Source organism: Paraburkholderia mimosarum LMG 23256 = NBRC 106338 (assembly GCF_000739815.1).
GTDB classification, from domain to species: domain Bacteria; phylum Pseudomonadota; class Gammaproteobacteria; order Burkholderiales; family Burkholderiaceae; genus Paraburkholderia; species Paraburkholderia mimosarum.
In genome coordinates this window covers 114,574-139,517 of sequence record NZ_BBJJ01000008.1, presented here as the reverse complement: position 1 = coordinate 139,517, position 24,944 = coordinate 114,574, and the positions used below count along the sequence as shown (strand labels likewise).

Annotated in this window: 28 protein-coding genes and 1 tRNA gene; 12 read left to right on the top strand and 17 right to left on the bottom strand. The window is 65.0% G+C overall.

Annotated elements, in window-relative coordinates:
* Window positions 1–19: 19 nt before the first annotated feature.
* Window positions 20–925 (top strand): 2-hydroxy-3-oxopropionate reductase, encoded by a 906-nt coding sequence (locus tag BMI01S_RS09330; protein WP_028209958.1) that lies wholly within the window; start codon window positions 20–22, stop codon window positions 923–925.
* A 451-nt stretch (window positions 926–1,376) separates the two neighbouring features.
* Entirely contained in the window at window positions 1,377–1,865 is a 489-nt protein-coding gene (gene lysM, locus BMI01S_RS09320) for a peptidoglycan-binding protein LysM (protein WP_028209959.1), read from the top strand.
* 87 nt (window positions 1,866–1,952) lie between these two features.
* On the opposite strand, the gene BMI01S_RS09315 is transcribed toward lysM, so the two are convergent.
* The 6 genes from BMI01S_RS09315 to BMI01S_RS09290 form a co-directional block, all read right to left on the bottom strand.
* Window positions 1,953–2,978, bottom strand: coding sequence for an asparaginase (locus tag BMI01S_RS09315; RefSeq protein WP_028209960.1), 1,026 nt, complete (start codon window positions 2,976–2,978; stop codon window positions 1,953–1,955).
* Window positions 2,979–3,023: 45 nt separating this feature from the next.
* Entirely contained in the window at window positions 3,024–3,950 is a 927-nt protein-coding gene (locus tag BMI01S_RS09310; RefSeq protein ID WP_028209961.1) for a CysB family HTH-type transcriptional regulator, read from the bottom strand.
* 72 nt (window positions 3,951–4,022) lie between these two features.
* Window positions 4,023–5,081 carry a sulfate/molybdate ABC transporter ATP-binding protein gene (locus BMI01S_RS09305; RefSeq protein ID WP_028209962.1) on the bottom strand — a complete coding sequence of 353 codons (1,059 nt, stop codon included), beginning with the start codon at window positions 5,079–5,081 and terminating at the stop codon, window positions 4,023–4,025.
* Window positions 5,082–5,083: 2 nt separating this feature from the next.
* A complete protein-coding gene (gene cysW / locus BMI01S_RS09300; RefSeq protein WP_036017861.1) occupies window positions 5,084–6,055 on the bottom strand; it encodes a sulfate ABC transporter permease subunit CysW in 972 nt (323 codons plus the stop codon).
* Window positions 6,052–6,963, bottom strand: coding sequence for a sulfate ABC transporter permease subunit CysT (gene cysT, locus BMI01S_RS09295; RefSeq protein WP_036017863.1), 912 nt, complete (start codon window positions 6,961–6,963; stop codon window positions 6,052–6,054). Before cysT ends, cysW begins: the two co-directional genes overlap by 4 nt.
* Window positions 6,964–7,085: 122 nt before the next feature.
* Window positions 7,086–8,132, bottom strand: a complete 1,047-nt coding sequence (locus BMI01S_RS09290; protein ID WP_028209964.1) for a sulfate ABC transporter substrate-binding protein — start codon at window positions 8,130–8,132, stop codon at window positions 7,086–7,088.
* 274 nt (window positions 8,133–8,406) lie between these two features.
* On the opposite strand from BMI01S_RS09290, the gene lexA reads away from it, so the two are divergent.
* From lexA to BMI01S_RS09275, 3 genes are all read left to right on the top strand, one after another.
* Window positions 8,407–9,057: a transcriptional repressor LexA gene (gene lexA / locus BMI01S_RS09285; protein ID WP_028209965.1), complete on the top strand. Its 651-nt coding sequence runs from the start codon at window positions 8,407–8,409 to the stop codon at window positions 9,055–9,057.
* Between the two features lie 64 nt (window positions 9,058–9,121).
* Window positions 9,122–9,499 carry a hypothetical protein gene (locus tag BMI01S_RS09280; protein WP_028230457.1) on the top strand — a complete coding sequence of 126 codons (378 nt, stop codon included), beginning with the start codon at window positions 9,122–9,124 and terminating at the stop codon, window positions 9,497–9,499.
* 106 nt (window positions 9,500–9,605) lie between these two features.
* On the top strand, window positions 9,606–10,307 hold the full coding sequence (locus tag BMI01S_RS09275) for a DUF2939 domain-containing protein (RefSeq protein WP_028209967.1): 702 nt from the start codon (window positions 9,606–9,608) through the stop codon (window positions 10,305–10,307).
* 63 nt (window positions 10,308–10,370) lie between these two features.
* Here the strand turns inward: BMI01S_RS09275 and BMI01S_RS09270 are convergent, their stop codons facing one another.
* Window positions 10,371–10,838 (bottom strand): universal stress protein, encoded by a 468-nt coding sequence (locus BMI01S_RS09270; RefSeq protein ID WP_028209968.1) that lies wholly within the window; start codon window positions 10,836–10,838, stop codon window positions 10,371–10,373.
* A 310-nt stretch (window positions 10,839–11,148) separates the two neighbouring features.
* Here BMI01S_RS09270 and nodI point away from each other — a divergent pair, with 310 nt between their 5' ends.
* Complete coding sequence (gene nodI, locus BMI01S_RS09265) at window positions 11,149–12,063, top strand: nodulation factor ABC transporter ATP-binding protein NodI (protein ID WP_028209969.1); 915 nt, start codon at window positions 11,149–11,151, stop codon at window positions 12,061–12,063.
* Window positions 12,064–12,095: 32 nt separating this feature from the next.
* Window positions 12,096–12,932: an ABC transporter permease gene (locus BMI01S_RS09260; RefSeq protein WP_028209970.1), complete on the top strand. Its 837-nt coding sequence runs from the start codon at window positions 12,096–12,098 to the stop codon at window positions 12,930–12,932.
* 15 nt (window positions 12,933–12,947) lie between these two features.
* Here BMI01S_RS09260 and BMI01S_RS09255 read toward each other — a convergent pair whose 3' ends face one another.
* From BMI01S_RS09255 to BMI01S_RS09245, 3 genes are all read right to left on the bottom strand, one after another.
* Window positions 12,948–13,370 (bottom strand): hypothetical protein, encoded by a 423-nt coding sequence (locus tag BMI01S_RS09255; protein WP_028209971.1) that lies wholly within the window; start codon window positions 13,368–13,370, stop codon window positions 12,948–12,950.
* A gap of 116 nt (window positions 13,371–13,486) precedes the next feature.
* A complete protein-coding gene (locus BMI01S_RS09250; RefSeq protein ID WP_028209972.1) occupies window positions 13,487–14,548 on the bottom strand; it encodes a permease in 1,062 nt (353 codons plus the stop codon).
* A 231-nt stretch (window positions 14,549–14,779) separates the two neighbouring features.
* A complete protein-coding gene (locus tag BMI01S_RS09245) occupies window positions 14,780–15,832 on the bottom strand; it encodes an NADP(H)-dependent aldo-keto reductase (protein ID WP_028209973.1) in 1,053 nt (350 codons plus the stop codon).
* A 148-nt stretch (window positions 15,833–15,980) separates the two neighbouring features.
* On the opposite strand from BMI01S_RS09245, the gene BMI01S_RS09240 reads away from it, so the two are divergent.
* Complete coding sequence (locus BMI01S_RS09240) at window positions 15,981–16,223, top strand: hypothetical protein (RefSeq protein ID WP_028230458.1); 243 nt, start codon at window positions 15,981–15,983, stop codon at window positions 16,221–16,223.
* A gap of 131 nt (window positions 16,224–16,354) precedes the next feature.
* Here BMI01S_RS09240 and BMI01S_RS09235 read toward each other — a convergent pair whose 3' ends face one another.
* The gene (locus BMI01S_RS09235) at window positions 16,355–16,627 is read right to left on the bottom strand and encodes a hypothetical protein (RefSeq protein WP_028209974.1); all 273 of its coding nucleotides are present in this window, start codon (window positions 16,625–16,627) and stop codon (window positions 16,355–16,357) included.
* Window positions 16,628–17,033: 406 nt separating this feature from the next.
* Between BMI01S_RS09235 and dusA the strand changes: the two genes are divergently transcribed.
* The 3 genes from dusA (at window position 17,034) to BMI01S_RS09220 (ending at window position 19,358) form a co-directional block, all read left to right on the top strand.
* A complete protein-coding gene (gene dusA / locus BMI01S_RS09230; RefSeq protein ID WP_028209975.1) occupies window positions 17,034–18,035 on the top strand; it encodes a tRNA dihydrouridine(20/20a) synthase DusA in 1,002 nt (333 codons plus the stop codon).
* A gap of 88 nt (window positions 18,036–18,123) precedes the next feature.
* Window positions 18,124–18,199, top strand: a tRNA-His gene (locus BMI01S_RS09225).
* Window positions 18,200–18,431: 232 nt separating this feature from the next.
* Window positions 18,432–19,358 carry a DnaJ C-terminal domain-containing protein gene (locus tag BMI01S_RS09220; protein ID WP_028209976.1) on the top strand — a complete coding sequence of 309 codons (927 nt, stop codon included), beginning with the start codon at window positions 18,432–18,434 and terminating at the stop codon, window positions 19,356–19,358.
* On the opposite strand, the gene BMI01S_RS09215 is transcribed toward BMI01S_RS09220, so the two are convergent.
* From BMI01S_RS09215 to ssuD, 5 genes are all read right to left on the bottom strand, one after another.
* Window positions 19,355–19,606, bottom strand: coding sequence for a DUF6566 family protein (locus tag BMI01S_RS09215; RefSeq protein ID WP_028209977.1), 252 nt, complete (start codon window positions 19,604–19,606; stop codon window positions 19,355–19,357). The two genes, BMI01S_RS09220 and BMI01S_RS09215, sit on opposite strands and share 4 nt — an antisense overlap.
* A gap of 62 nt (window positions 19,607–19,668) precedes the next feature.
* On the bottom strand, window positions 19,669–19,884 hold the full coding sequence (locus tag BMI01S_RS09210; RefSeq protein WP_028209978.1) for a TOBE domain-containing protein: 216 nt from the start codon (window positions 19,882–19,884) through the stop codon (window positions 19,669–19,671).
* A 50-nt stretch (window positions 19,885–19,934) separates the two neighbouring features.
* Complete coding sequence (locus BMI01S_RS09205) at window positions 19,935–20,795, bottom strand: ATP-binding cassette domain-containing protein (protein WP_081715824.1); 861 nt, start codon at window positions 20,793–20,795, stop codon at window positions 19,935–19,937.
* Window positions 20,792–21,664, bottom strand: a complete 873-nt coding sequence (ssuC, locus tag BMI01S_RS09200; protein ID WP_028209979.1) for an aliphatic sulfonate ABC transporter permease SsuC — start codon at window positions 21,662–21,664, stop codon at window positions 20,792–20,794. Before ssuC ends, BMI01S_RS09205 begins: the two co-directional genes overlap by 4 nt.
* A 38-nt stretch (window positions 21,665–21,702) precedes the next feature.
* Window positions 21,703–22,860 (bottom strand): FMNH2-dependent alkanesulfonate monooxygenase, encoded by a 1,158-nt coding sequence (ssuD, locus tag BMI01S_RS09195; protein WP_028209980.1) that lies wholly within the window; start codon window positions 22,858–22,860, stop codon window positions 21,703–21,705.
* Window positions 22,861–23,245: 385 nt separating this feature from the next.
* Between ssuD and BMI01S_RS09190 the strand changes: the two genes are divergently transcribed.
* Window positions 23,246–23,671 carry an O-fucosyltransferase family protein gene (locus tag BMI01S_RS09190; RefSeq protein ID WP_028209981.1) on the top strand — a complete coding sequence of 142 codons (426 nt, stop codon included), beginning with the start codon at window positions 23,246–23,248 and terminating at the stop codon, window positions 23,669–23,671.
* Between the two features lie 84 nt (window positions 23,672–23,755).
* Here BMI01S_RS09190 and BMI01S_RS09185 read toward each other — a convergent pair whose 3' ends face one another.
* Window positions 23,756–24,913, bottom strand: a complete 1,158-nt coding sequence (locus tag BMI01S_RS09185) for an enoyl-CoA hydratase/isomerase family protein (RefSeq protein WP_028230459.1) — start codon at window positions 24,911–24,913, stop codon at window positions 23,756–23,758.
* Between the last annotated feature and the right edge of the window lie 31 nt (window positions 24,914–24,944).

Genomic DNA, 24,944 nt, shown 5'->3' with positions numbered 1-24,944 from the left:
CTTTATCGGAGACACGAAGATGGCAAAGATTGGCTTTATTGGACTGGGCATCATGGGCGCGCACATGGCGCGCAACCTCATCAAGGGCGGCCACACGCTCGCCGTGAACGGCAAGTATCCGGTGCCCGACGACCTGCGCGCGCAAACGGAAGTCGTCGCCGATTCGACGGCTGTCGCGAGGGCCTCGGACATCGTCATCGTGATGGTGCCCGACACGCCCGATGTCGCCAACGTCCTGTTCGCCGACGATGGTGTCGCCAAAGGTCTCTCGGCCGGCAAACTCGTGATCGACATGAGTTCGATCTCGCCGATCGAAACGCAGCAGTTCGCGAAGCAGATCAACGCGCTCGGCTGCGACTATCTCGACGCGCCGGTTTCTGGCGGCGAAGTCGGCGCGCGGGAAGCCACGCTCACGATCATGGTGGGCGGCCCGCAGAAGTCGTTCGATCTCGCGAAGCCGCTCTTCGAACTGATGGGCAAGAACATCTCGCTCATCGGCGACAACGGCGCGGGTCAGACCTGCAAGGTGGCGAACCAGATCATCGTCGCGCTCAACATCGAGGCCGTTGCCGAAGCGCTGCTGTTCGCGGCACGTTCGGGCGCCGACCCCGAGCGTGTGCGCAAGGCGCTGATGGGAGGCTTCGCTTCGTCGCGCATTCTCGAAGTGCACGGCGAGCGCATGACGAAGCGCACGTTCAACCCGGGCTTTCGCATCGAGCTGCACCAGAAGGATCTGAACCTGGCGATCGATGGCGCCCGCAAGCTCGGCATCGCCCTGCCCCACACGGCCAGCGCGCAGCAACTCTTCAGCGTGTGCGTGGCGAACGGCGGCAAGGCGTGGGACCACTCGGCGATGATCCGCGCGCTCGAGATCATGGCGAACTTCGAGATCGCCGAGCCGCAAGCGCAAGTCAAGGCGGCTTGAGCTGGTTTACCGGTTGCATGAAGGCGGTTCGCGCGAGGTTAAGCGCGCACCGCCCCCAGAACCGGATCACGCATACCGGCTCGTGCGCAGCGGCAGTGGCTGTTAGCACACGAGCCTCCCGAGGGGCGCTTCGCGGCGGCGGCAACCGTCGCGGAGCAAATCGGTGCCGCTCTGGGCTGAGGGCGGCCAGTGGGGTCCGAAAGCGGCACCTGGTGACGACGGGGAAGCCTTGGTCGGTCAGACGTCGTCATCGGGTGTCCGCCTGTCGGATGCCCTTTTTTGTTTCGCTTCCCTTTTCCCCCCACGTTTCACACTCTTTGACGCTGCCCCGATGGACCCTGCGCGGCCGCGTTTCTAGAATCGTGCTTTCATCCGTCTGTCATGCGGACGGATCAAGGTGGATGTAGTACGTCACCACCCAGTCATTTCCAGCACGTGAGGAGTGTGATCGATGGGCATTATCAATTTCATCAAGGAAGCCGGCGAAAAACTGTTTGGCACGGCCGCTGCGCCGGCCGCCGCCGCGCAATCAGACGCGGCGCCCGCCGACCAGAACCAGAAGGCGGCCGACGCGATCGTCGCCTATATCCGCTCGCAAGGTCTCGACGCCGATAACCTCGGCGTGACCTATGACGGCGCCTCGCACACCGTCACGGTGACAGGCAACGCCGCCGACCAGCCGACGAAGGAGAAAATCCTCGTCGCGGCGGGCAACGTGCAGAACGTCGACAAGGTCGACGACCAGATGACCGTGACGAACCCAGCGCCCGAAGCGCAGCACCACACCGTGGTCTCCGGCGACAACCTCTGGAAGATGGCCGAGAAGTACTACGGCAGTGGCGCGAAGAACGACCTGATCTTCCAGGCGAACACGCCGATGCTCAAGAGCCCGGACAAAATCTATCCGGGTCAGGTGCTCGTGATTCCGCCGCTGCAGTAAGTCGCGGCTGCAAAAGCAACAGGCCTGGCGAACTCGCCAGGCCTGTTTGTCTTTCGTGCGATGCTTGTGTTCTGAACGCGCGTTCGCTCAGTATGTATCGAATGCGTTCTGCAACGCCTCTTTGTCGACTGCGCCCGCGGCAAGCGCGAGCAGTAGCAGCACACGCGCCTTGTAAGGGCTGAGCGAGCCAGCGGAGACGAACCCGAGCGCATCGTCCTTCGCCGCGCCGTTGTGCATCACATGGCCCGAGCCTACGCGCGAGGCGCGCACGACTGCGACACCCCTTGCGGCCGCCTCGGCCAGCGACTGCTGCAAGCCGGCGTGAATCGAGCCGTTACCGGTGCCGGCCACGACGAAACCATCCACACCCGCGGCCACGAGCGCCTCCACTGCCGCGCGCGAGACGCCCGCGTAGCTCGTCACGATCTCGACCTGCGGCCATTGCGCAGTGGCGCTGAACGGTGCGTCCACCGTATGCGGGCGCAGCGCGCGGCGCTGAAATTCGACGCGCCCATCCTGTACCCAGCCCAGCGCGCCGATTTCGGGCGACTGGAATGCATCCACCGCGTAGGTGCTGATCTTCGCGACGTCGCGCGCGCAATGGATGCGGTTGTTGAACGCCACCAGCACGCCCTGCCCTGTCGCCGCTTCGCTCGCGGCAAGCGTGACGGCGTTGAGCAGATTGAGCGGGCCGTCGGCCGAAAGCGCCGTGGCGGGGCGCATGGCGGCCGTCAAGATGCACGGCTTCGCGCTCTTCACCGTGAGGTGCAGCAGATACGCGGTTTCTTCGAGCGTATCGGTGCCGTGCGTGATCACCACGCCGTCGATCTCGTCGCTTGCCAGCACATCGTTCACGCGCTGAGCGAGCGTCGTCCACAACGCGAGCGACATGTCCTTGCTGTCGATGCTCGCGACCTGCTCGGCATGGATCTGCGCGATGGCGTCGAGGCCCGGCACGGCCGCGAGCAGCTGGGCGACACCGATTACACCGGCCTGGTAGCCGGCGGTGTTCGCCGCGTCCGCCGCGGAGCCGGCGATCGTGCCGCCCGTGGCGAGCACCGCAATGCGCGGCAGCCCACGGGCCGCCGCAGAAGAGGAAGTGGATGTGTTCATGGCGGCGATTTTAAGCGATCCGCCGGCCGCCGGGAAAACCGGACTTCAGCCCGGCTCGCGCAACTGGCTGGCGATCTGCTGCTCGTTGAGCTGCGGCGCGAACATCTCGATGAGCCGGTATGCATATTGGCGCAGGAACGCGCCCTTGCGCAGGCCCACCCGCGTCGTGCTCGCATCGAACAGATGCTCCGTGTCGAGTGCGACGAGTTCGCTGTCACGCTTCGGGTCGTAGGCCATCGCCGCGACGATGCCCACGCCCATGCCGAGTTCGACGTAGGTTTTGATCACGTCGGCGTCGATGGCGGTCAGCACGACGTCGGGCACCACGCCCGCCTTGGCGAAGGCCTGGTCGATATGCGAGCGGCCCGTGAAGTCCTGATCGTAGGTGATGACCGGATATTCGGCCACGTCTTCGAGCGTGAGATTCTCGCGGCCCACGAGCGGATGGCTCTTCGGCACGACCACCACGTGATGCCACGAATAGCACGGAAAGGTGACGATGTCCGCGTAGCGGTCGAGCGCCTCGGTCGAGATGCCGATGTCGGCCTCGCCGTTGATGATCATCTGGGCGATCTGCTGCGGGTTGCCCTGGCGCAGCGCGAGGTGAACCTTCGGAAACACTTCGCGGAACTGGTGCACGACCTTGGGCAGCGCGTAGCGCGCCTGCGTGTGCGTGGTGGCGACGACGAGGTGGCCGCTGTCCTGATCCGCGAACTGACGCGCCACGCGGCGCAGGTTCTCGGCGTCGAGCAGCATGCGCTCGATCAGCTGATGCACCGCCTTGCCCGGCTCCGTGAGGCCCGTGAGGCGCTTGCCGCGGCGAATGAAGATGTCCACGCCGAGTTCGTCTTCGAGATCCTTGATCTGCTTCGAAACGCCCGACTGCGACGTATACAGCACGTTCGCCACTTCGGTCAGGTTCATGTTCTGCCGTACGGCTTCGCGCACGAAACGCAACTGCTGAAAATTCATCGTCTTTTCTCCGATACTGCTGACCGTTTATTCGTTTTATTCGATGCGAGCGCTTTCGCGCGAATCATGCGCTCATTGCGCGGGGAAAACGCGCAGGCCGCGTGGCACCGCCGTGACGCCCTCGCCCACCGCGAGCCCCAGCGCGCGCCACGACTCGCGGTCGAGCTCGGCTTCGAGCGCCCCGCCCGTGCGGCTCTCCAGCTCCACGCGCACCGAGCCGCCCAGCGTCACCACGCGGCGCACGTCGACGACGATGCCGTCGCGATGATCGCTCGCTTCGCGATGCAGCACGAGATCGTGAGGCCGCACGTAGGCGAGCGCCGGGCCCTCGAAGCCGGCACGTACTGAGATCGGCTGGTCCGCGCCGTCGGCCACGAAGCCGCGCGCGTCCACGTTGCCGCGCAGACGGTTCGCCGCGCCGAGGAATTCGTAGACGAACGCCGACTGCGGATGATCGTAGACGTCCTGCGGGCTTCCTACCTGCTCCACGCGTCCATGGTTCATCACGACGATGCGATCGGCCACTTCGAGCGCTTCTTCCTGATCGTGCGTGACGAAGATCGTCGAGATGTGCAGGTCGTCGTGCAGGCGGCGCAGCCATGAGCGCAACTCCTTGCGCACCTTGGCGTCGAGCGCGCCGAATGGCTCGTCGAGCAGCAGCACCTTCGGCTCCACGGCGAGCGCGCGGGCGAGCGCAATGCGCTGACGCTGGCCGCCCGACAGCTCGGACGGGTAGCGCTGCGCGAGCCAGTCGAGCTGCACGAGCTTGAGCAGTTCGTGCACCTTTTCGCGAATCACGGCCTCCGAGGGCCGCTCGCCGCGGGGCTTCACGCGCAGGCCGAATGCCACGTTCTCGAACACCGTCATGTGGCGAAAGAGTGCGTAGTGCTGGAACACGAAGCCCACCTGACGCTCGCGCGCCCCCACCTCGCCTACGTCCTGGCCTTGCAGCACGACCTGGCCCGCGTCCGCGTATTCGAGGCCCGCGATCACGCGCAGGAGCGTGGTCTTGCCGCAGCCGGACGGTCCGAGCAACGCGACGAGCTCGCCCGCCGGAAAGTCGAGCGACACGTTGTCGAGCGCGGTGAAGTTGCCGAAGCGCTTTTGCAGATTGGTGACGGTGATGGCCATCTTTATTGCTCTCCCAAATGTACCGGTTGACGCACCACGCGAGGCGCAGCGGCATGCTTCGAGGGTTGTTGCAACGCTGCGGCCGGGGCACCGGCGTACGCGGGAACGTCGTGCGCGCCGCGCAGCTCGGCCGAAAGACGGCGCTCCGCGAGCAGCTTCAGGCCGAGCGTGACGAGCGCGAGCAACGCGAGCAGCGAGGCCACGGCGAACGCCGCCGCGAAGTTGTACTCGTTGTAAAGGATCTCGACATGCAGCGGCATCGTGTCGGTCTGTCCGCGAATATGTCCCGACACCACCGAGACGGCACCGAACTCGCCCATCGCGCGCGCATTGCAAAGAATCACGCCGTACAGCAAGCCCCAGCGGATGTTGGGCAGCGTGACGCGGCGGAACATCTGCCAGCCCGAGGCGCCCAGCACGTGCGCGGCCTCTTCCTCGTCGCTGCCTTGCGCCTGCATGAGCGGGATCAGTTCACGCGCGACGAACGGGAACGTCACGAAGATCGTCGCGAGCACGATGCCCGGCACGGCGAAGATGATCTGCACGTCGTGGTCCGCGAGCCACGGGCCGAGCCAGCCCTGCGCGCCGAACAGCAGCACATAGATGAGACCCGAAATCACGGGCGAGACCGAGAACGGCAAATCGATCAACGTGGTGAGCAGCGCCTTGCCGCGAAACTCGAACTTCGCGATCGCCCACGAAGCCGCGAGGCCGAACGCCAGATTGAGCGGCACGGCGATCGCCGCCGTGATGAGCGTGAGCTTGATCGCCGAGAGCGCGTCGGGGTCGGCTAGCGATTCGAAATAGAAGCCAATGCCTTTCGAAAGCGCCTGCCAGAACACCGCGACGAGCGGCACCACCAGAAACAGCGCCAGAAACACGAGCGCTACGCCCGTGAGCAGCCAGCGCACCCAGGCGGCTTCGGTGACCGGATCCAGCCGGCGTGTGCTTCGTTGTTGCGGCAGCGTGCTCATTGCGCATCTCCCGCGATCGTTGCGCCCGCAACGGCATGCGGCGCGCCGCCCGAGGTGATACCCCGGCTCGTGCGGCGTTGCAGATACCACTGCAGCGAATTGATGAGGAGCAGCATGACGAAGGAGACGCAAAGCATGACCACGGCGAGCGCCGTCGCGCCCGCGTAATCGTACTGTTCGAGCTTCGTGATGATGAGGAGCGACGTGATCTCCGACTTCATCGGCACGTTGCCCGCGATGAAGATGACCGAGCCGTACTCGCCCAGCGCACGCGCGAAGGCGAGCGCGAAGCCGGTGAGCAGCGCCGGCACCAGCGCGGGCAGCACGACGCGGCGGAACGTGAGCCAGCGCGACGCGCCGAGGCACGCCGCGGCCTCCTCCTGCTCGCGCTCGAAGTCCTCGAGCACCGGTTGCACCGTGCGCACGACGAACGGCAGGCCGATGAAGGTCAGCGCCACGAGCACGCCGAGCGGCGTGAACGCGACCTTGAGCCCGAGCGGTTCCAGGAACTGGCCGATCCAGCCATTGCCCGCATAAACGGCGGCAAGCGAAATGCCGGCCACGGAGGTCGGCAACGCGAACGGCAGGTCGACGAGCGCATCGATCAAACGCTTGAACGGGAACGTATAGCGCACCAGCACCCACGCGAGCAGAAAGCCGAACACCGCGTTGATCAGCGCGGCGCCGAGCGCGGCCGTAAAGGTGAGCCGGTACGACGCGATCACGCGTGGCGACCACACGGCGCGCACGAACTGGCTCCAGTCGAGCGTCGCGGTCTTCAGGAAGGTGGCGGCAAGCGGAATGAGCACCACGAGGCTCAGATACGCCACCGTGATGCCGAGCGTGATGCCGAATCCCGGCAGCGCACTGGGCTTGCGTAATCGAAACGTCGATCGAAACGTCGTCATGCTCATCGTCCAGACATGGGTTGCGCGCTTGTTTCAAAGCTGCGCCGAAAAGCGCGCCCGTGGGCGCGCTTCATTGTTATGCGGTGGGATCGTGATCGAATCCCGACCGGTGCTGCATAGTCTTACTGCGGCTGATAAATCGAGTCGAACACGCCGCCATCGGCGAAATGCGTCTTCTGCGCGTTGGTCCAGCCACCGAACGTGTCGTCGACCGTGTAGAGCTTGAGCTTCGGAAACTTCGCCGTGAGCGCTGCGGGGACCTTGTCCGAACGCGGACGATAGAAGTTCTTCGCGGCAATCTCCTGGCCCTCTTCGCTATAGAGGAACTGCAGGTATGCTTCGGCCTCCTTGCGCGTGCCGCGCTTGTCGACGACCTTGTCCACCACGGCCACCGGCGGCTCCGCGAGAATGCTCACCGAAGGCACCACGATCTCGAACTTGTCCGGGCCGAACTCCTTGAGCGAGAGAAACGCTTCGTTCTCCCATGCGATCAGCACGTCGCCGATGCCGCGCTGCACGAAGCTCGTCGTCGCGCCGCGCGCGCCCGAGTCGAGCACCCCGGCGTTCTTGTAGAGCTTCGAAATGAAGTCCTTCGCCTTTTGCTCATTCCCGCCCGGCTGATGCGACGCATACGCCCACGCGGCGAGATAGTTCCAGCGCGCGCCGCCCGAGGTCTTGGGATTCGGTGTGACGATCGAGACGCCGGGCTTCACGAGGTCGTCCCAGTCCTTGATGTGCTTCGGATTGCCCTTCCTCACGAGGAACACGATCGTCGACGTGTACGGCGAGGCATTGTCGGGCAGCCGCTTTTGCCAGTCCTTCGCGACGATGCCCTTGTTGGCGAGCGCGTCGATGTCCCAGGCAAGCGCGAGCGTCACGACGTCGGCTTGCAGGCCGTCGAGCACCGAGCGCGCCTGCGCGCCCGAGCCGCCGTGCGACTGCTTGATGGCGAGCGTCTCGCCCGACTTCGCCTTCCATTGCTTGATGAACGCGTCGTTGATGTCCTGGTACAGCTCGCGCGTCGGATCGTAGGACACGTTGAGCAGCGACGTATCCGCATGAGCCGCCGGCGCCATAGCCGCGAGGCCAACGAGCGGTGCAATGCCGATGACCAGTTTTGCCGCCAGCGTCTTCAGCCAACCGGCGTTCCCCGTGTTCCTGGTGCCCATCTATCTGTTCTCCATTTTTGTCCTGCGTAGTGACAACCACTGATGGAGGCCAGTCTAGCGATCCGCTTACATCATTAAAAATAATGTTTCCTCATTCTTTAATACGCAAAAGTGGTAAAGGCGGAGGAAGTCGCTGCCGCAACACGTTTTCGGCTACCGAAGCGCCTCGAAGCGGCGCTATGGCAACGCCCGGTTGTCGAACTTCAAGTAATACTTGAAAAGCGACGGATACTGTATAAAAATACAGTTACCTGTTCAAACATACAGTGGCGCCATGACCAAACTCACCGCACGACAGCAGCAGGTTTTCGATCTCGTTCGCCGGGCGATCGAGCGCACGGGCTTCCCGCCCACGCGCGCGGAAATCGCCGCGGAACTCGGTTTCAGCTCGGCCAACTCTGCGGAGGAGCATCTGCGCGCCCTCGCGCGCAAGGGCGTGATCGAACTGGCTGCAGGCGCCTCGCGCGGCATCCGGCTCGTGCCGGGGCCCGATGACCTGCCGCACCAGTTCACGCTGCCGCATCCGGGCATCATGCAGCTCTCGCTGCCGCTCGTAGGCCGCGTGGCGGCGGGTAGCCCGATCCTCGCGCAGGAGCACATCTCGCAGAACTACATGTGCGACCCCGCGCTCTTCTCCAGCCGTCCCGACTATCTGCTGAAGGTGCGCGGCCTCTCGATGCGCGACGCCGGCATTCTCGACGGCGACCTGCTCGCGGTGCAGAAGAAGGCCGAGGCGAAAGACGGCCAGATCATCGTGGCGCGACTGGGCGACGACGTGACCGTCAAGCGCCTGAAGCGCCGCCCGAACGGCGTCGAGTTGATCGCCGAGAACCCCGACTACGACAATATTTTTGTCGAGGCCGGCAGCGCGGATTTCGCGCTCGAAGGCATTGCGGTCGGCCTGATCCGGCCTACCGAATTCTAAGCAATCCGCTTGCGCTCATTTGCGCCCCCGTTGCGCCCCGTTTGCGCGATCTCTGGAGAGAGTCATGGAACGCCTTGCCCGCTTGCTGCCCTTCCGTCAATTCGGCCGTCTGCGCCATCTTCGTGGAATCGCGTCATGCGCGCTTCGCGAAGTCCGCGTCCCCGCCGCAGCGCTGAACCGCTCGCTTTTCGAAGAGACGCCAGGCATGGTGGCGGCCAGCACCGCCGATCTCCCGGCGCTGCCCTCGGCACAGCCGGCGTTTGCGCGCGTTTCGCTCAACAGCACGCTCAACACCGAGCAGCCCATGCGCCGGGCGCCGGTGCGCGTCTACCAGGGCCCGTCGCGGCTCATCCTCGTCGGCACGGTGGATGCGGTTTGCCGCGCGATCGACCGCTGCATCGCCGAACAGTCCACCGACCTCCCGGCGGCGCTCGCGAAGTAAGGTCGCGAGCCGGTTTTCCGCTCAAGAGGTCGCGCTCGGGATCACGTGGGGATTCTTTTCGCTGGTTTGCGGTCAACACCACGTTTGAACGATTTACCCTATCCCGATGACGGAATCCCTCACGACTCCACGTAAGACGCACGGCTGGAAAAAAACCGTTGCGATCACGGTTGCGATCGCCATGGTCGTTGCCGCGGTCGGCTACGCCTACGCGTCGCCCTATATCGCGGTGAATCGCATGAAAGCCGCGGCCGACGCGCGCGACGCCGCCACGCTCGACCAGTACGTCGATTACCCTGCGCTGCGCTTGAGCCTCAAGCAGCAGGTTGGCGAGATGCTGCAGCGGCGCATTCATGCGGAACACAGCAGTAACCCGCTGGTGATCCTCGGCGCCGTGATCGGCGCGGCGCTGATTGGCCCGCTCGTGGATGCGTACGCTACGCCTGAGGGCGTCGCCGCGCTGCTCGATGGCATGCCGCCGACGGGCAAGCCCGGCGACCGGCCGCACGCGCCATCGCCAGAGGAATCAGGCGCGCAGGCAGCACAATCGGCACAATCGGCGCAATCGGCGCAATCGGCACCCGCCCCCGCAGCGCCGCCTGCCGCGCCGCCCGCGCCGGCGTCCGGGAATCCCGCGCCCGGGGCACGGCCAGTTACCACGGCTGCCTATCGCGGCCTCAACGAGTTCGCGCTCACATGGGACCGCGGCAGTACGGGCGAGCACTATGCCGCCATCCTGCAGCGTCACGGGCTCTTTGGGTGGAAGCTCTCGGCAGTGGAGCTCAATGAAGGAAACGCCTCGAATTGAGGCGTTTGTGAAACGATGCCGGAACAGGTCCGTTCCAGGGGAACCGGGCGCGCTCCCAGCGCACTACGCGGCGGCTTGCTGCTTGTCCTCGGCAGCCGACGAACACGCCACCAGAATGCTGCACGACACGCGATCGAGCAGCGGCGTGTTGCCCGCCCCCATCCACCAGCGCGAGAGCCCGGTACGGCAGCGATGGCCCACAACCACGAGGTCGACATGCAGTTCGTTGGCCAGATTCGCAATCTCGTCGATCGGATGCCCGAACGCGAAATGCCCCTGCGCGCGCACGCCGCGCTCGGTCAGCCAGTCCACGCCTTCCTGAAGGATTTCTCGCGCCGTTTCCTCGAAGCGGCCGCAGGCCACATCGGTGAGGAGGCCGGCACTCTGCGCGATCGTCGAACGCATGTCGACGACCGACAGCAAATGCGTTTCCGCCTGCAGATCGAGCGCAAGATCAGCGCCGCAACGCAGCGCCTTGCGGCCTTCGCGCGAGCCGTCGTAACAGAGCAGAATTTTTTTGTAGCTCGCCATGATCACTTCTCCGTGCCCGCATGATTGCCGGCTGTGCGATGCTCATCATGGTGCGCCGCAATTGCGCGTGCAAGGGCTGGAAAACGCCAGGTCAGCATCGGAAAACGCCAGATGCGCCTTGGGCGAGCCGAATACTTGTCGCGGCATGCATTAACCTCGAACAGCGCAAAGGGCCGAGAGCGGCCGCCCACTCGCTGCGCCGCAATGCACTAGAATAGGCCGCCTTGTTTCGTGCGATTGTTCGTTCAGCTCTTCGTTCGTTTTTTGTTCGACTCGCGCGCCGCCCGTTCGACTCACGTTTAACTGGTCCATGCCCGCACCCGCCATCGAATTCGAGCAGGTCTTCAAACATTACGGAGACAGGACGGTCGTCAACGGCCTGTCGTTCGATGTCCTCCCCGGCGAATGCTTCGGGCTGCTCGGCCCCAACGGCGCGGGGAAAACCACGACGCTGCGCATGCTCCTTGGCATCGTTTCGCCCGATGCCGGGCGCATCAGCCTGTGCGGGGAACCCGTGCCGGCGCGGGCGCGCCATGCTCGTCAGCGCGTCGGCGTCGTCCCGCAGTTCGACAATCTCGATCCCGACTTCACCGTACGCGAGAACCTGCTCGTGTTCGGCCGTTACTTTGGTTTATCCGCGCGTGAAACGAAAGCGCTCGTCGCGCCGCTGCTCGAGTTCGCGCGCCTCGAAAGCAAGGCCGACGCGCGCGTGGGCGAGCTTTCGGGCGGCATGCGCCGTCGTCTCACACTCGCGCGCGCGCTCGTGAACGACCCCGACGTGCTCGTGATGGACGAGCCCACCACGGGCCTCGACCCGCAGGCGCGTCACCTGATCTGGGAGCGCCTGCGCTCGCTGCTCGCGCGCGGCAAGACGATTCTCCTCACCACGCATTTCATGGAGGAGGCCGAACGGCTTTGCAATCGCGTGTGCGTGATCGAAGAAGGCCGCAAGATTGCCGAAGGCGCGCCCAAGGCGCTGATCGAAGCGGAAATCGGCTGCGATGTGATCGAGGTCTACGGACCGGACCCGGTTGCACTGCGCGACGAACTCGCCGCCGACGCAAAGCGTACCGAGATCAGCGGCGAGACGCTGTTCTGCTACGTCGACGACCCCGCGCCCGTGCATGCGAAACTGCGCCATCGATCGGACCTGCGCTACCTGCACCGGCCCGCGAATCTCGAAGACGTGTTCTTGCGGCTCACGGGCCGCGAGATGCAGGATTGACGGCGTCAAAATCCAGGATCGCCAGGGACACCATGGAGACACGCACCAGCCCCCCCGCACCCGCGCGCCCGGCCCATTCGCCGGTGCGCGAGCCCCGCGCCGCCCTGCCTTCGAACGCCACGCACTGGATTGCCGTGTGGCGGCGCAACTATCTGGTCTGGCGCAAGCTCGCCATCGCCTCGATGTTCGGCAATCTCGCCGATCCGATGATCTATCTGTTCGGCCTCGGCTTCGGGCTCGGGCTGATGGTCGGCCGCATCGACGGCGTCTCGTACATCGCCTTTCTCGCGGCGGGCACGGTGTCGTCCTCGGTGATGATGTCGGCGAGCTTCGAGTCGATGTATTCGGGCTTTTCGCGCATGCACGTGCAGCGCACATGGGAGGCGATCATGCACACGCCGCTCACGCTTGGCGACGTCGTGCTCGGCGAGGTCATGTGGGCCGCGAGCAAGTCGATGCTTTCGGGCGCGGCGATCATGGTGGTGGCCGGCATGCTCGGTTATGCGAGCTTTCCTTCCATGCTGCTCGCGCTGCCCGTGATCGCATTGGCCGGCCTCGCCTTCGCGAGCTGCGCGATGATCGTGACGGCGCTCGCGCCGTCCTACGACTTCTTCATGTTCTATCAGACGCTCGTGCTCACCCCGATGCTGCTGCTCTCCGGCGTGTTCTTCCCAATCGCGCAGTTGCCCGCGGCCGCCCAGCACATCACGCTGATGCTGCCGCTCGCTCACGCCGTTGCGCTGATCCGGCCCGCCATGCTCGACCGGCCTGTCGAAGACGCCGGCCTGCATCTGCTGGTGCTCGCGATTTACGTCGTCGTGCCGTTCGCGATCGCTTCGATACTGTTCCGCCGGCGCATGATGCGCTAGGACACCGCGAGGCATTCAGTCCTCGTCATCGCCCCAGGGAATATCGACGTCCGAAATAAACGCGACCGTCGCAAACGGTCCGCCTTCCTGGCGGCCGATCTTGCCGTCGGCGCGATGCCATTCCACGCGGAACATCGTCGACTGGGTCTGGGCGAGCAGGCGGACCGTGCGGATCTCTTCAGGATCGGACTCCTCCACCGGACCATCGAGCGAGACGAGCAGCGACTGCGGCCAGAGACCATCGGCCGGGTCGTAAATGCGATCGCCATCGGGAATCGACGTGTGCGCCTCGACGCCAATGGTGGCCGACGCCTCGACGATCATTTTGCCGAGCGCACGCAGCACTGCCGTGGCGCGGGCCGAATTCGCCTGGCGAATGGCGAGATCGCCGCGCGTGAGCGCCTGCTCGAGTTTCGGATTGGTTTTTTGCTGTGCCATGCTGTTTTTCGGGCTGTGGCCCGCTCCGTGGCGGACGGCGAACCGTCCGCGTATTGACTGGTAGGCAGACGCTGGACGCATCGCACGTTCCTCGTCCCATGTCCCTGGAAGCGTCGCTAGAAACCGAGTGCCACCGCCGCGAGCCCCGCGGCGATGCCGAAGCACACCACCGTGGTGCCCACGATCGCGAGCATGCGCGGCCGGAACGAACCCGCCAGCATCGCGAACGACGGCACGCTCACCGGCGGCAGCGTCATCAGGAGCGCGCCCGCGGGCCCCACGCCCATGCCGAGCGCGAGCATCGCCTGGATGATGGGGACCTCGCCGGCCGTAGGGATCACGAACAGCATGCCGACAAAGGCGAACGTGACGATCCAGCCGAGGCTGCTCGTCACCTCCGGGCCGATGTGCGGGAAAAGCCACGCGCGCGCGGCGCCAAGCAGCAGCACCAGCACGATGTACTCCGGCACGAGGCGCACGGCCATGCGCGCGAAAATGCGCAGCCAGCGCACGAAGACGTTGCCGCCTTCCGCCTGCTGCCGGGCGAGCTGCGCGAGGCGGTCGTCGGCGGCACGCGTTTCCTCGGGCGTGACGAGGCGGTTGCAGAGCCAGCCGAGTCCGAACACCATCAAGAGGCCCAGCGCGAGACGCAGTGCGCTCCAATGCCAGCCGAGCACGAAGCCCATGAAGACGAGCGTCGCCGGGTTGAGCACGGAATTGCCGAGCCAGAACGCAATCGCGCCGCCCGCCGATGCATTGCGCGCGCGCAGGCCCACTACCACGGGCGCGGCGCAGCAGGTGCACATCATGCCGGGCACCGCGAGCAGGCCGCCTGCCGCCACGCTGCCGAAGCCCCGCCGGCCGAGCACGCGCGCGACCCATTGCACGGGCAACAGCGCCTGCACCGCGGAGCCGAGCAGCAGGCCGAGCACCATGGCCTGCCAGATCGCCTTGCCGTAGGCGTAAGCGTAATCGAGCGCGGCGGCAAACGACGGCGCGGGGGCGCTGGCCGCGCCGCCCGTGAGAATCGATTTGCCGATGGAGTGCGTCTCCTCGGCCGTGAACGCGCGGTGATAGTAGGGGAACCACTTCACGTAGAACAAGCCGGCCACCGCCAGCAAAATGAAAATGGGCCAGCCGTAAGACGGCGGCGATTGCGCTGGACGTGCGCTCGTCATTGTGAAGTCTCTCCCGGATTGAGCGTATGGACGGCCGGCGGGGCGTCATCGCACGAAGCGCAGTGCGTGCGCATCGCGTGATGGTGCCCCGATCGGCGCATGCTGGATCGTAGTGTATGCCCTGCGAATCGCCAACGATTTTGGTGTATCAGCGTTCGCTATCGCATCGGCCTGGCGCTGCGCGCGTCGTTCAAGCGCCGCGCGTGTCGCGGCCTGTTCGGGAGCTTCCCGTCAAGGGGCGGGATTCGGCTGCTGCTCATGCAGCGCATCGATATGCGAGAGCAGCTCGGGCGTGAGTTTGACGTCCACGCTCGCGATGTTTTCCTTCAGCTGTTCGAGCGACGTGGCACCGATCAGGTTGCTGGTGAGGAACGGCCGGCTGTTGACGAAAGCCAGCGCGAACTGCGCGGGCGTATAGCCGTGCGCTCTCGCGAGCTCGACGTAGCGCGTGGTCGCGGCCACCGATTCTGGCTTGCTGTAACGCTTGAATCGCTCGAAGCGCGTGATGCGCGCGCCTTCCGGACGCGCACCGCCCTCGTACTTGCCCGAGAGCCAGCCGAACGCGAGCGGCGAGTACGCGAGCAAACCCACGCCTTCGCGATGCGTGAATTCGGAGAGGCCGCTCTCGAACGTGCGGTTGAGCAGGCTGTACGGATTCTGGATGCTGACGATGCGCGGCAGCCCGAGCCTTTCGGCAGCGCGCAGGAATTGCGCGACGCCCCACGGCGTCTCGTTCGACACGCCGATGTGGCGGACTTTGCCCGCCTTCACAAAATCGGCGAGCACGCTCAGCGTCTCCTCGATCGGCACCGTGAAGGCATCGTCGATATACGGATAGGCGTTTCGGCCGAACGTCATCGTGCTGCGGTCGGGCCAGTGCAACTGATACAGGTCGACATAGTCGGTCTGCAGGCGCTCGAGGCTGCCGTCGAGCGCTTCCGTCAGGTTCTTGCGGTCGAACTGGTTCCCGGGTCCGCGAATATGCTGGGGATTGTGCGGCTGGCGTGCGGGGCCCGCTATCTTGGTGGCAAGCACGATGCGTTCGCGCGCCGAGCGATGTCCGGCGAGCCAGCTTCCGATGAATCGCTCGGTCTGCCCCTGGGTCTCGGGGCGCGGCGGCACAGGGTACATTTCTGCCGCGTCGATCAGCGTGACACCCTGGTCGAGCGCATAGTCGATCTGCTCGTGCGCCTCGCGCTCGGTGTTCTGCTCGCCCCAGGTCATCGTGCCGAGGCCGATCAGACTTACCTTGACGCCGGTATTGCCGAGTGTGCGGTATTCCATGGAAACCTTGCCCATCAGTGCGGTTGGAGAAACGGTGAAACTACCACGGCACCGGAATTTTTTCAGGAGACGCCGAATGAACCGCAGGGCGCCGTGGCGCGAGGAGACGTGCCAGAATCGGCACATGCGCCCACGAGGAGGATTCGGCATGGAACACCGACGCAGCTACGAGTACATGGGTTTCAACATGACAGCCGGCGTGGACGGCGACCACGAAGCCGGCTTCTTCGTCTCGACGCAAATCATCCAGAGCCTCACGAGCAGTGAAACCGGCAACGTGCCCGTCGACGGCGTCGCTGCGGGCCGATTCCCCACTCAGGACAACGCGTTCGATGCCGCCTTCGACCGCATTCGCGAAGATATCGACAAGCGCGTGCGCGACGCGTCCTGAGTCGTACGAGTGCCACGGGACGCACCTGACGACACCGCAGGCGCACCTCAAATGCGAAAAGCCGGATGTCGAAACGACATCCGGCTTTCATGCCGCCCGGCTCGCGGGCGGCTCGGCAACTTCAACTCGACTTACTGGCCAAAGTAGACCGATTGCGACGCCGGGGCCTTGACGTGGCCGCCCGACTGCGAAGCCGAGCCGGCCACACCGCCGTAAGCCGTTTCGGCGCCTTGTGCCTGGACGCGTTCAGCGGCGACGGTCTGCACGCTCTGGCCGCGCTGCGAAGCAGGCGCGCCGACGTCAGGGCGATAGAACGGTGCCGGGCCGTAGCCGCTGGCGAAGGCGGGAGCGGCGACAGAAGCGGTAGCTGCGACCAGCAGCGCTGCGATCAGTTTGGTCTTCATGGTGGACTCCATATTCAGGTTCAGTTGCGGATCGGGATGGCGCCTCGCCTGGGAGGTCTGTGCCCATGAGCTGCGTCAACGGAACCCAGTGTATACACCTACTATCGGAAAATAATCGCGATAATCCGAATTTACTATTCTGGCTTCGGAAACAATCGCGGGAGGCCATACCGGCGGGGGTGAGCGACGAACAGACCCTAAAAGTCGGCTCTAAAAATTGGTGCGACGCATCAGATTTCCAGGCAGATGACATACCACTGGCAGGGTCTTTCTGCGGCGGAAACCCACTGGAAACGCTTCCCAACGCGCAACAAGCGAACTTGGCACAACCCGCAAGGGGCAGAAGCAGTAACGCCAACATGCGCTAAAATGCAAGGTTGATCCACGCCAGCCGTCTCCCGTCCCCATGTCCGCCAACCGTCAAGCCAGCCCCCGTCGCGTCTGTGTCGCGCCGATGATGGACTGGACCGATCGCCACTGCCGATCGCTGCATCGTTTCATTTCCCGGCATACGTGGCTGTATACGGAGATGGTGACGACGGGCGCCCTCCTTCACGGCGACGTGCCGCGCCACCTCGCCTTCACGCCGGCGGAGGCGCCGGTTGCGCTTCAGCTGGGCGGCAGCGAGCCCGATGATCTCGCGCGTGCCGCGAAGCTCGGGGAACAGTGGGGCTACGACGAAATCAATCTGAACTGCGGCTGCCCTTCCGAGCGCGTGCAGCGCGGCGCCTTCGGCGCGTGCCTGATGAACGAGCCGCAACTCGTGGCGGACTGCGTCAAGGCCATGCGCGACGTCGTGTCGGTGCCGGTCACGGTCAAGCACCGAATTGGCGTCGATGCGGTCGAGAACTACGCGTTCGTGCGCGACTTCGTCGGCACGATTGCCGAGGCGGGCTGCGAAGTCTTCATCGTCCATGCGCGCAACGCGATCCTGAAGGGCTTGAGCCCGAAGGAGAACCGCGAAATTCCGCCGCTCAAGTACGACTACGCGTATCAGCTCAAGCGCGACTTCCCGCAACTCGAAATCGTGATCAACGGCGGCATCAAGACGCTCGACGAAGTCGAACAGCATTTGCAGCACGTGGATGGCGTGATGCTCGGCCGCGAGGCCTATCACAACCCCTATGTGCTCGCCGACGTCGATGCGCGCTTCTACGGCGCGACCGATGCAGCGCTCACGCGCGAAGAGGTGGAAGCCAGGCTCATTGATTACTGTGCGGGCGAAATCGCACGCGGCACCTACCTGGGCGCAATCGTGCGCCATGCGTTGGGCCTCTATCGCGGCGAAGCCGGAGCGCGCGGATGGCGCCGCGTTCTCTCGGACAGCCGCAAGCTCGCAAAGGGCGACCTCGCCATCTTTGACGAGGCCCGCGAACATCTGCGCCTTCCCGATGAAATTCTTGAATAAAGGGCTAGGCAAGCCAGCTTTGGTATGTATATAATCTTGCTTCTTGATTGACGCCGCTTTCGAAGCAGCGCCGATTGGGGAAACAGCGGTGGCTGTAGCTCAGTTGGTAGAGTCCAGGATTGTGATTCCTGTTGTCGTGGGTTCGAGTCCCATCAGCCACCCCAAAGAATTCAGCTGTGTACTGTGTATTCCCGGCATCTGCACCGGTATCCGCAGTGAACAAACGAGCCCGCACTGGTTGCGGGCTTTTTTGCGTCTACCTTCCAGGAAGACTCCAGGAAGACTCCAGGAAGACTCGAGGAAGACTCGAGGAAGACTCGAGGAAGACTCGAGGAAGACTCGAGGAAGACCCGAGGAAAATTCCAGGACAACCCGCAGGCACACCCGGGAACGCGTTTGAACTTCGAGGAATACTACAGGCGACTGCAACTGCCGGAGACTGCATCGCCGGCAGAGATCAAACGCGCCTACCGTCAGCTGAGGGCGAAATATCATCCCGACCGCAACAAGGGAAGTGAAGCGGCCGTCGAGCCGGTGTTCAAGCGCATCCAGGAAGCGTTCGAGATTCTGACCGGCAGGCGTGTCGCGCCGTCGGCCAGGTCAGCCAGCGCAACCGCGTCAGTCAACCCGACACGCGGCAGCCAAGCCCCGCTGCGCCAGCGCCGCGCGCCGCCGCCCATGCGCGGCGCGAATTGCCTCGTCGAGCTTTTCGTGCCGCTCGAAGTCGCGATCGATGGCGGCGGCGTCGAAGCCCACTACGCTGTCAAAGGACCGTGTGTCGCGTGCCAGAAAGAAGATCGCGGCGTGCTTTGCGAGCAGTGTCACGGCACAGGCGTGCAGACCTCGCGCAAGTCCCATGTCGTCGAGATTCCTCGCGGCGCGTGGGACGGTCAACGGCTGGTCGTGGAAGGCGGCGGTCATCCCGGCGTGAGCGGCGGTCCGCCGGGAGACGCAACGTTCTCGATTACCATCGTCTGTGGCCCCGGCTTCACGCGCAACGGGCTCGATCTCGCTTGCGAGATTCAGATCGACTTCGTGACGGCCATGTTGGGCGGCGCCATTCACGCGAAGATCCTGGGCCGCACAATCGAAGTGAAGATTCCCGCCAATGCGAGTTCGGGTACGTCAATCCGTCTTCCGGATCTCGGGCTATCGGACCGTAACGGCACGCGCGGCAGCCTGACGCTGAAGCTGTTGCTCACCATGCCAGCCGCCGCCGCGCACCTCACCGACGCCGATCGGCAACATCTGCGCGAGATCTTCGCTGCGGCAGAGCGGCGAGCGAAGCTCTCGCCGCCCGGCGGCTCGCAAGACAAGCGCTAGAGCGCCTGCGCGCCATCACGCGAATCGATCCACGCGCGAGCCGCATCGAAGCCGGCCTGCGCGGCCGCATGCTCGGTGGACCAGAGGCGCGTGATAGGCACGAGCTGCCAGTCCTCCACGACCGTATCGCCCTTCAGCACGCGATAGTGAGCCTTGACCCCCGTGAGCACCTGTTCGACCGCGACTTCGATGTCGTAGTCCTTGTAGTGCTCCTGGTAGTCGCCCATGTCGATGCCCTTCGGCTCCATGATCGCCACTCCGTCCGTATGCTGACGGTTCATCGTAGCACTTCGAGCGCGCGCCTCTCGTGTCAAAGGCGCGCGATCGACACCTCCGTGGACTTCACCAGTGCGACCACTTCCGAGCCCACCTTCAACGCGAGTTCGTCGATCGAGCGCGTGGTGATTACCGAGGTCACGATCCCGAACGCCGTGTCGACATCGACTTCCGAAACGACGGGCCCGCGAATGATCTCCTTGATCTTGCCGCGAAACTGGTTGCGCACGTTAATGGCGGTAATGCTCATGGATTCGTCTCCGTGAATTCGAATGAAAAAGAGAGGATTGGAATGAATACTCAGGCAGGCCGCCCGCTCGTTGGCTGCGAGCCCGGATTGAGCAGGTACTGCAGCACGTTCCCTTCGAGCGCGGCGAAACGCGCATCGACGCGGGCGCGTGGGCGTTCTAGCGCCACGGCCTCATCGAGCGCGATGCGCCCGGACTCCACGAGCAAGATCCGGTCGCCGAGCGCGACGGCCTCATGCACATCGTGCGTCACCAGCAGCGCGGTGAAGCGATGCTCGCGCCACAGGCGCTCGATGAGCGCATGCATCTCGATGCGAGTGAGCGCGTCGAGCGCCCCGAGCGGTTCGTCGAGGAGCAGCAGGCTCGGCCGGTGCACGAGCGCACGTGCGAGCGCGACGCGTTGCTTCTGGCCGCCCGAAAGACGCGCGGGCCACTCGTCGGCGCGCTCGAGAAGACCCACCTCGTTCAGCACCGCGCGGGCGTCCTCGCGTGCGCCGCGCCCGAGCCCGAGCATCACGTTCTGCAGCACGGTTTTCCACGGCAAAAGGCGCGCATCCTGAAACATGATGCGCGTATCGAGGACCGCGCCATTTGCGCCGCGCCGTTCCACGGCGCCCTCGTCCGCGATTTCGAGGCCGGCGATCAAGCGCAGCAACGTGGACTTGCCGCATCCGCTGCGTCCGACGATCGAGACGAAACTGCCGCGCTCGATTGCAAGATCGAAGCCGTTCAGCACGACGCGCTCGCCATAGCGTTTTCCCACGCCGCGCAGTTCAACGGCAGCGTCCCCTGAGCGCGAAGTCGTGCGCAACGCCACAGCCTCACCCGTGCCTTCTCGCGTGTCGCTTCGCGCACGTGCATGCACGCGCTCGCGCCCTGCACCATAGCGTGGTGCCAACTGGCTTGCGCTCATGCTTCGCCCTCCTCTTGATATGCAGGATGCCAGCGCAGCGCCACGCGCTCCAGCCACTTCGCGAGCCAGTCGGCGAGCTTGCCGAGCCCCGCATAAAGCAGGATGCCGACGACCACCACATCGGTCTGCAGGAACTCTCGCGCGTTCATCGTCATGTAGCCGATGCCCGACTGTGCAGAGATCGTCTCCGCGACGATCAGCGTCACCCACATCAGGCCGAGCGCAAAGCGCACGCCGACGAGAATCGACGGCAATGCCCCCGGCAAGATCACTTCCCGATAGAGCGCGAAACCCTCGAGCCCATAGCTGCGCGCCATCTCGACGAGATTGGCGTCCACCGAGCGTATGCCGTGGAACGTGTTCACGTAGACGGGAAAGAAAACGCCCAGCGAGACGAGAAACACCTTCGCCTCTTCGCCGATGCCAAACCAGAGGATCACTAACGGAATCATGGCGAGCGCCGGGATGTTGCGCACCATCTGAACCGTCGAATCCAGCGCGGTTTCCACGCGCTTGAAGAGGCCGGTAGCGAGCCCGAGCACGAGACCGATGCCCCCGCCGATCGCGAAGCCCGAGAGCGCCCGCCAGGTGCTCACGCGCACGTCCTGCCACATTTCTCCCGATTCGATCAGCGACCATGCTGCCCGCACCACGGCGAACGGCTCGGGCAGCACACGCGTCGAGAGGGCGCCGCTTTTCGCCGCAATTTCCCAGCTCACGAGAATCGCCAGCGGCACGAGCCAGGGCGCGAGCCGGCGCCGGCTCGCGCGCGCGAACGCCAGCACGGCGCGCGCACCAGCGTCACCGACCGCGCCGCTTGCGGGTGCGACTGTCACTTCTTTCACTTCCGTCACTGCCGATTGCGCCATCGTCGCGTCCTCCACGGTTGCTGCATTCGTCCGCCCTCTCAGCTCTGGCTAGCCTTCGGCAGAAAGTGATTGCCGACCACTTCGCCGAATGGACCGGAAAGCGGGCCGCCCGCGCGCTTCCCGGCACGCCCGGGCAGCAGCGGAAACACGAGTTCCGCAAACCGGTAAGACTCCTCCAGATGGGGGTAACCGGACAGAATGAACGTCTCGATGCCGAGTTCCGCATACTCCTTCATGCGTGCGGCCACTTGCTCAGGATTCCCGACGAGCGCCGTGCCCGCGCCGCCCCGCACGAGGCCCACGCCGGCCCACAGGTTCGGATAGACCTCGAGGTCCTTGCGCGTGCCACGCTTGCCGCCGTGCAGCGCGGCCATGCGGCGCTGGCCTTCCGAATCCATCTTCGCGAACGCGGCCTGGGCGCGCGCCACGGTGTCGTCGTCGAGGTGGCTGATGAGCTTGTCTGCGGCGGCCCACGCTTCGTCTTCGGTCTCGCGCACGATCACGTGCAAACGGATGCCGAAGCGGATCGTGCGGCCATGCTCCGCGGCACGCGCGCGAATGTCGGCGATCTTGCGCGCGACGGCTTCGGGCGGCTCCCCCCAGGTCAGATAGGTGTCGATATGCGCGCCCGCCATGGCGTGCGCGGCCGGCGACGAGCCGCCGAACCACAGCGGCGGATGCGGACGCTGCGCCGGCGGATAAAGCACCTTGCCGCCCACCGAACGCAAATGGCGTCCTTCGAAGTCGATGGCCTCGTTCGTGTGCGAAGCCGCGAGCAAGTTGCGCCAGATGTGCAGGAACTCGTCGGTGATGGCATAGCGGGTGTCGTGATCGACGAAGAGGCCGTCGCCTTCGAGTTCGGCCGTATCGCCGCCGGTCACGACGTTGATGAGCAGACGCCCGTTCGAGAGCCGGTCGAACGTCGCGGCCATGCGCGCGGAGAGCGCCGGCGACGAGAGGCCCGGGCGGATCGCCACGAGAAACTTCAGGCGCCGCGTCGCGGCAATGAGGCTCGACGCCACGACCCAGGCGTCCTCGCACGAGCGGCCCGTGGGCAGCAGCACGCCCTCGTAGCCGAGCGTATCGGCGGCGACGGCGATCTGCTGGAAGTACGCGAGGTCGGCAGCGCGTGCGCCCTCGGTCGTGCCCAGATAGCGGCTGTCACCATGAGTCGGGATGAACCAGAACACATTCATGCGTTACTCCTGCCTGTCATTTCGAAATGCGAATCGGGTGAACAACAGCGGCAAGCGGGGTCGCGCCGCGCAACGAGCGCGCCGCTCGAGGCCGGCTCAAAAAAAGGATTGGATAGCGGACGGGATGCGCCAGCGCCTCGCGCAGCGCGCGACGACAGCGGCGCCGTCTTCATGGGGGACCAGTCTAGGGAGGGGCCTCGCGCTTTAGAACGATTTTTTTGAGCTTAGGTTTTCCACTTTCGTGCTTTGCCCGACGCTTTAGCATACGGTGCAGCCCCGCTGCGTCGCGCGCCGATATAATGGCGCACGCACCCACAAATACACCGGCACGCCGCGCGAGAATGCGCAAGACGCGGCGAGGCCACGCAAGCCCTCGCACGATTCCATGCAAAAACTGATTCTGCCGTTCGTATCCGGCTTTCTGGCGTCGCTCTTCTTTCGCGAGGCGACGCTCGCGTTACTGCACGCCGCGCAGGTCATCGACGTGGCTGGATTTTCGACGGCCCCGTTCCTGCCCCTCGGGCTGCCCGAGTTCCTCGCCAACGCGATCTGGAGCGCCGTCTGGGCCGTGCTGATGGCGTGGCTGCTGCGCGTGTCGCCGTCACGGCCCGCACCGTGGGTTCAAGCCTTTGTTTTCGGCGGCATCGTCCTCACGGCCGCAACGGTGTTCGTCGCCAATCCGCTGCGCGGTATCTGGCCGAGCGGCAACATGCTGCCGCGGCTCGCGACGGGCTTCGCCTCGAACGCGATGTGGGGCTGGGGTGCGCTCGTATTCATGCGCGCGTTCATGAGCGAAACCGTAGAAGACTGACCCACGACTGCAAGATCTACAGGCCGCGCGCGAAGCACGGTCTGTACTTGCGCCTGCGTCCCCTCTTCCTCTTCTCCAGTCGGATCAGCCGATCAGCTCGCGTAACGGATGCTCAGTCACGCTCCAGGGACTCTCGAACATCTGCTCGACCGCTTCCCGGGGCACGTCTTCTATATTCGCGAAGCGCCACTGCGGGTGATCGTCCTTGTCGACGATGCGTGCGCGGATGCCTTCCATCACGTCGCCGGTCGCGAAGCTCGATCGCGTGAGATCGAGATCGCGGCGCAGGCAGTCGGCCATCGTTCCCTCCGCGCGCGACACGACTTCGAGCGACACCGCCATCGAGAGCGGCGAGCGCGCGCGCAAAACGCCCACGATCTGCTCGGCCCATTCGGCATGCTCACGCTCGCCCGCAAGCCGGGCAGCTTCTAGCGAAGCCAGCATGGCGGGCACATCGGCCAGCGAGAAATGCCGATCGAGCCAGCCACGAACCGCCGCCAGCGACGAACCCTCGGCGAGGCGCCGCGCCTCGTGTTCGGGCAGCGCTGCCTGCCTGATGCGCGCCACCACCTCGGCGCCGGTCGCAAACGGCTCGCTCTCGAGCGCGTCAAGCAGCCCCGGCCATGCGGTTTCGTCGAGCGACGCATCGGCGAGCCCTGCATATAGCGCGCTCGCCTGATCGAGCGTCTCGCCCGTCACCGCGAGATACCTGCCGATCGCGCCAGGCGTGCGTGCGAGAAACCAGCCCATGCCGACGTCGGGGAAAAGGCCGATGCGCGTCTCCGGCATCGCCATGCGCATGGTCGCGCCAACGAGGCGCAGGCCGCCCGTGCGATACGCGCCCTGCGAAATGCCCATGCCACCGCCCATGACCACGCCGTTGAGCATCGCGATATACGGCTTCGGGTAAGTGAAGATGGCGTGATTGAGGCGATATTCGTCGGCAAAGAACGTGTCGAGCGCCGCCTGGTCGCCGGCGCGATACGCCTCGTAGAGAAAGCGGACATCACCGCCCGCGCAGAACGCACGCGCGTGGCGCGTGCGCACGATCACCGCCAGCACGCCAGGGTCGTTGCGCCAGCGATCGAGCGCTGCGTGCATGGTGCGTACCATTGCGGTCGTCAGCGCGTTGAGCGCCTGCGGACGCTCGAGTTCGATATAGCCGATGCGGTTCGCCACGCGCGTGAGCACGTGCGGATCGGCGTGGGAAGCGGTCGGACTTGCAGTGGCTTCGTGTGACATGGTGATCGGCAGGACGAAACGATGGACGGTG

Coding starts and splice junctions, on each gene's coding strand:
- BMI01S_RS09270 (WP_028209968.1), bottom strand. CDS start 10,838: ATGGCGAGCTACAAAAAAATTCTGCTCTGTTACGACGGCTCGCGCGAA.
- BMI01S_RS09290 (WP_028209964.1), bottom strand. CDS start 8,132: ATGGGCACCAGGAACACGGGGAACGCCGGTTGGCTGAAGACGCTGGCG.
- BMI01S_RS09190 (WP_028209981.1), top strand. CDS start 23,246: ATGCAAAAACTGATTCTGCCGTTCGTATCCGGCTTTCTGGCGTCGCTC.
- BMI01S_RS09205 (WP_081715824.1), bottom strand. CDS start 20,795: ATGAGCGCAAGCCAGTTGGCACCACGCTATGGTGCAGGGCGCGAGCGC.
- BMI01S_RS09305 (WP_028209962.1), bottom strand. CDS start 5,081: ATGGCCATCACCGTCACCAATCTGCAAAAGCGCTTCGGCAACTTCACC.
- dusA (WP_028209975.1), top strand. CDS start 17,034: ATGTCCGCCAACCGTCAAGCCAGCCCCCGTCGCGTCTGTGTCGCGCCG.
- BMI01S_RS09260 (WP_028209970.1), top strand. CDS start 12,096: ATGGAGACACGCACCAGCCCCCCCGCACCCGCGCGCCCGGCCCATTCG.
- BMI01S_RS09245 (WP_028209973.1), bottom strand. CDS start 15,832: ATGGAATACCGCACACTCGGCAATACCGGCGTCAAGGTAAGTCTGATC.
- BMI01S_RS09330 (WP_028209958.1), top strand. CDS start 20: ATGGCAAAGATTGGCTTTATTGGACTGGGCATCATGGGCGCGCACATG.
- cysT (WP_036017863.1), bottom strand. CDS start 6,963: ATGACGACGTTTCGATCGACGTTTCGATTACGCAAGCCCAGTGCGCTG.
- nodI (WP_028209969.1), top strand. CDS start 11,149: ATGCCCGCACCCGCCATCGAATTCGAGCAGGTCTTCAAACATTACGGA.
- ssuC (WP_028209979.1), bottom strand. CDS start 21,664: ATGGCGCAATCGGCAGTGACGGAAGTGAAAGAAGTGACAGTCGCACCC.
- ssuD (WP_028209980.1), bottom strand. CDS start 22,860: ATGAATGTGTTCTGGTTCATCCCGACTCATGGTGACAGCCGCTATCTG.
- lysM (WP_028209959.1), top strand. CDS start 1,377: ATGGGCATTATCAATTTCATCAAGGAAGCCGGCGAAAAACTGTTTGGC.
- BMI01S_RS09210 (WP_028209978.1), bottom strand. CDS start 19,884: ATGAGCATTACCGCCATTAACGTGCGCAACCAGTTTCGCGGCAAGATC.
- BMI01S_RS09215 (WP_028209977.1), bottom strand. CDS start 19,606: ATGGAGCCGAAGGGCATCGACATGGGCGACTACCAGGAGCACTACAAG.
- BMI01S_RS09255 (WP_028209971.1), bottom strand. CDS start 13,370: ATGGCACAGCAAAAAACCAATCCGAAACTCGAGCAGGCGCTCACGCGC.
- BMI01S_RS09280 (WP_028230457.1), top strand. CDS start 9,122: ATGGAACGCCTTGCCCGCTTGCTGCCCTTCCGTCAATTCGGCCGTCTG.
- lexA (WP_028209965.1), top strand. CDS start 8,407: ATGACCAAACTCACCGCACGACAGCAGCAGGTTTTCGATCTCGTTCGC.
- BMI01S_RS09310 (WP_028209961.1), bottom strand. CDS start 3,950: ATGAATTTTCAGCAGTTGCGTTTCGTGCGCGAAGCCGTACGGCAGAAC.
- BMI01S_RS09240 (WP_028230458.1), top strand. CDS start 15,981: ATGGAACACCGACGCAGCTACGAGTACATGGGTTTCAACATGACAGCC.
- cysW (WP_036017861.1), bottom strand. CDS start 6,055: ATGAGCACGCTGCCGCAACAACGAAGCACACGCCGGCTGGATCCGGTC.
- BMI01S_RS09275 (WP_028209967.1), top strand. CDS start 9,606: ATGACGGAATCCCTCACGACTCCACGTAAGACGCACGGCTGGAAAAAA.
- BMI01S_RS09250 (WP_028209972.1), bottom strand. CDS start 14,548: ATGACGAGCGCACGTCCAGCGCAATCGCCGCCGTCTTACGGCTGGCCC.
- BMI01S_RS09185 (WP_028230459.1), bottom strand. CDS start 24,913: ATGTCACACGAAGCCACTGCAAGTCCGACCGCTTCCCACGCCGATCCG.
- BMI01S_RS09235 (WP_028209974.1), bottom strand. CDS start 16,627: ATGAAGACCAAACTGATCGCAGCGCTGCTGGTCGCAGCTACCGCTTCT.
- BMI01S_RS09315 (WP_028209960.1), bottom strand. CDS start 2,978: ATGAACACATCCACTTCCTCTTCTGCGGCGGCCCGTGGGCTGCCGCGC.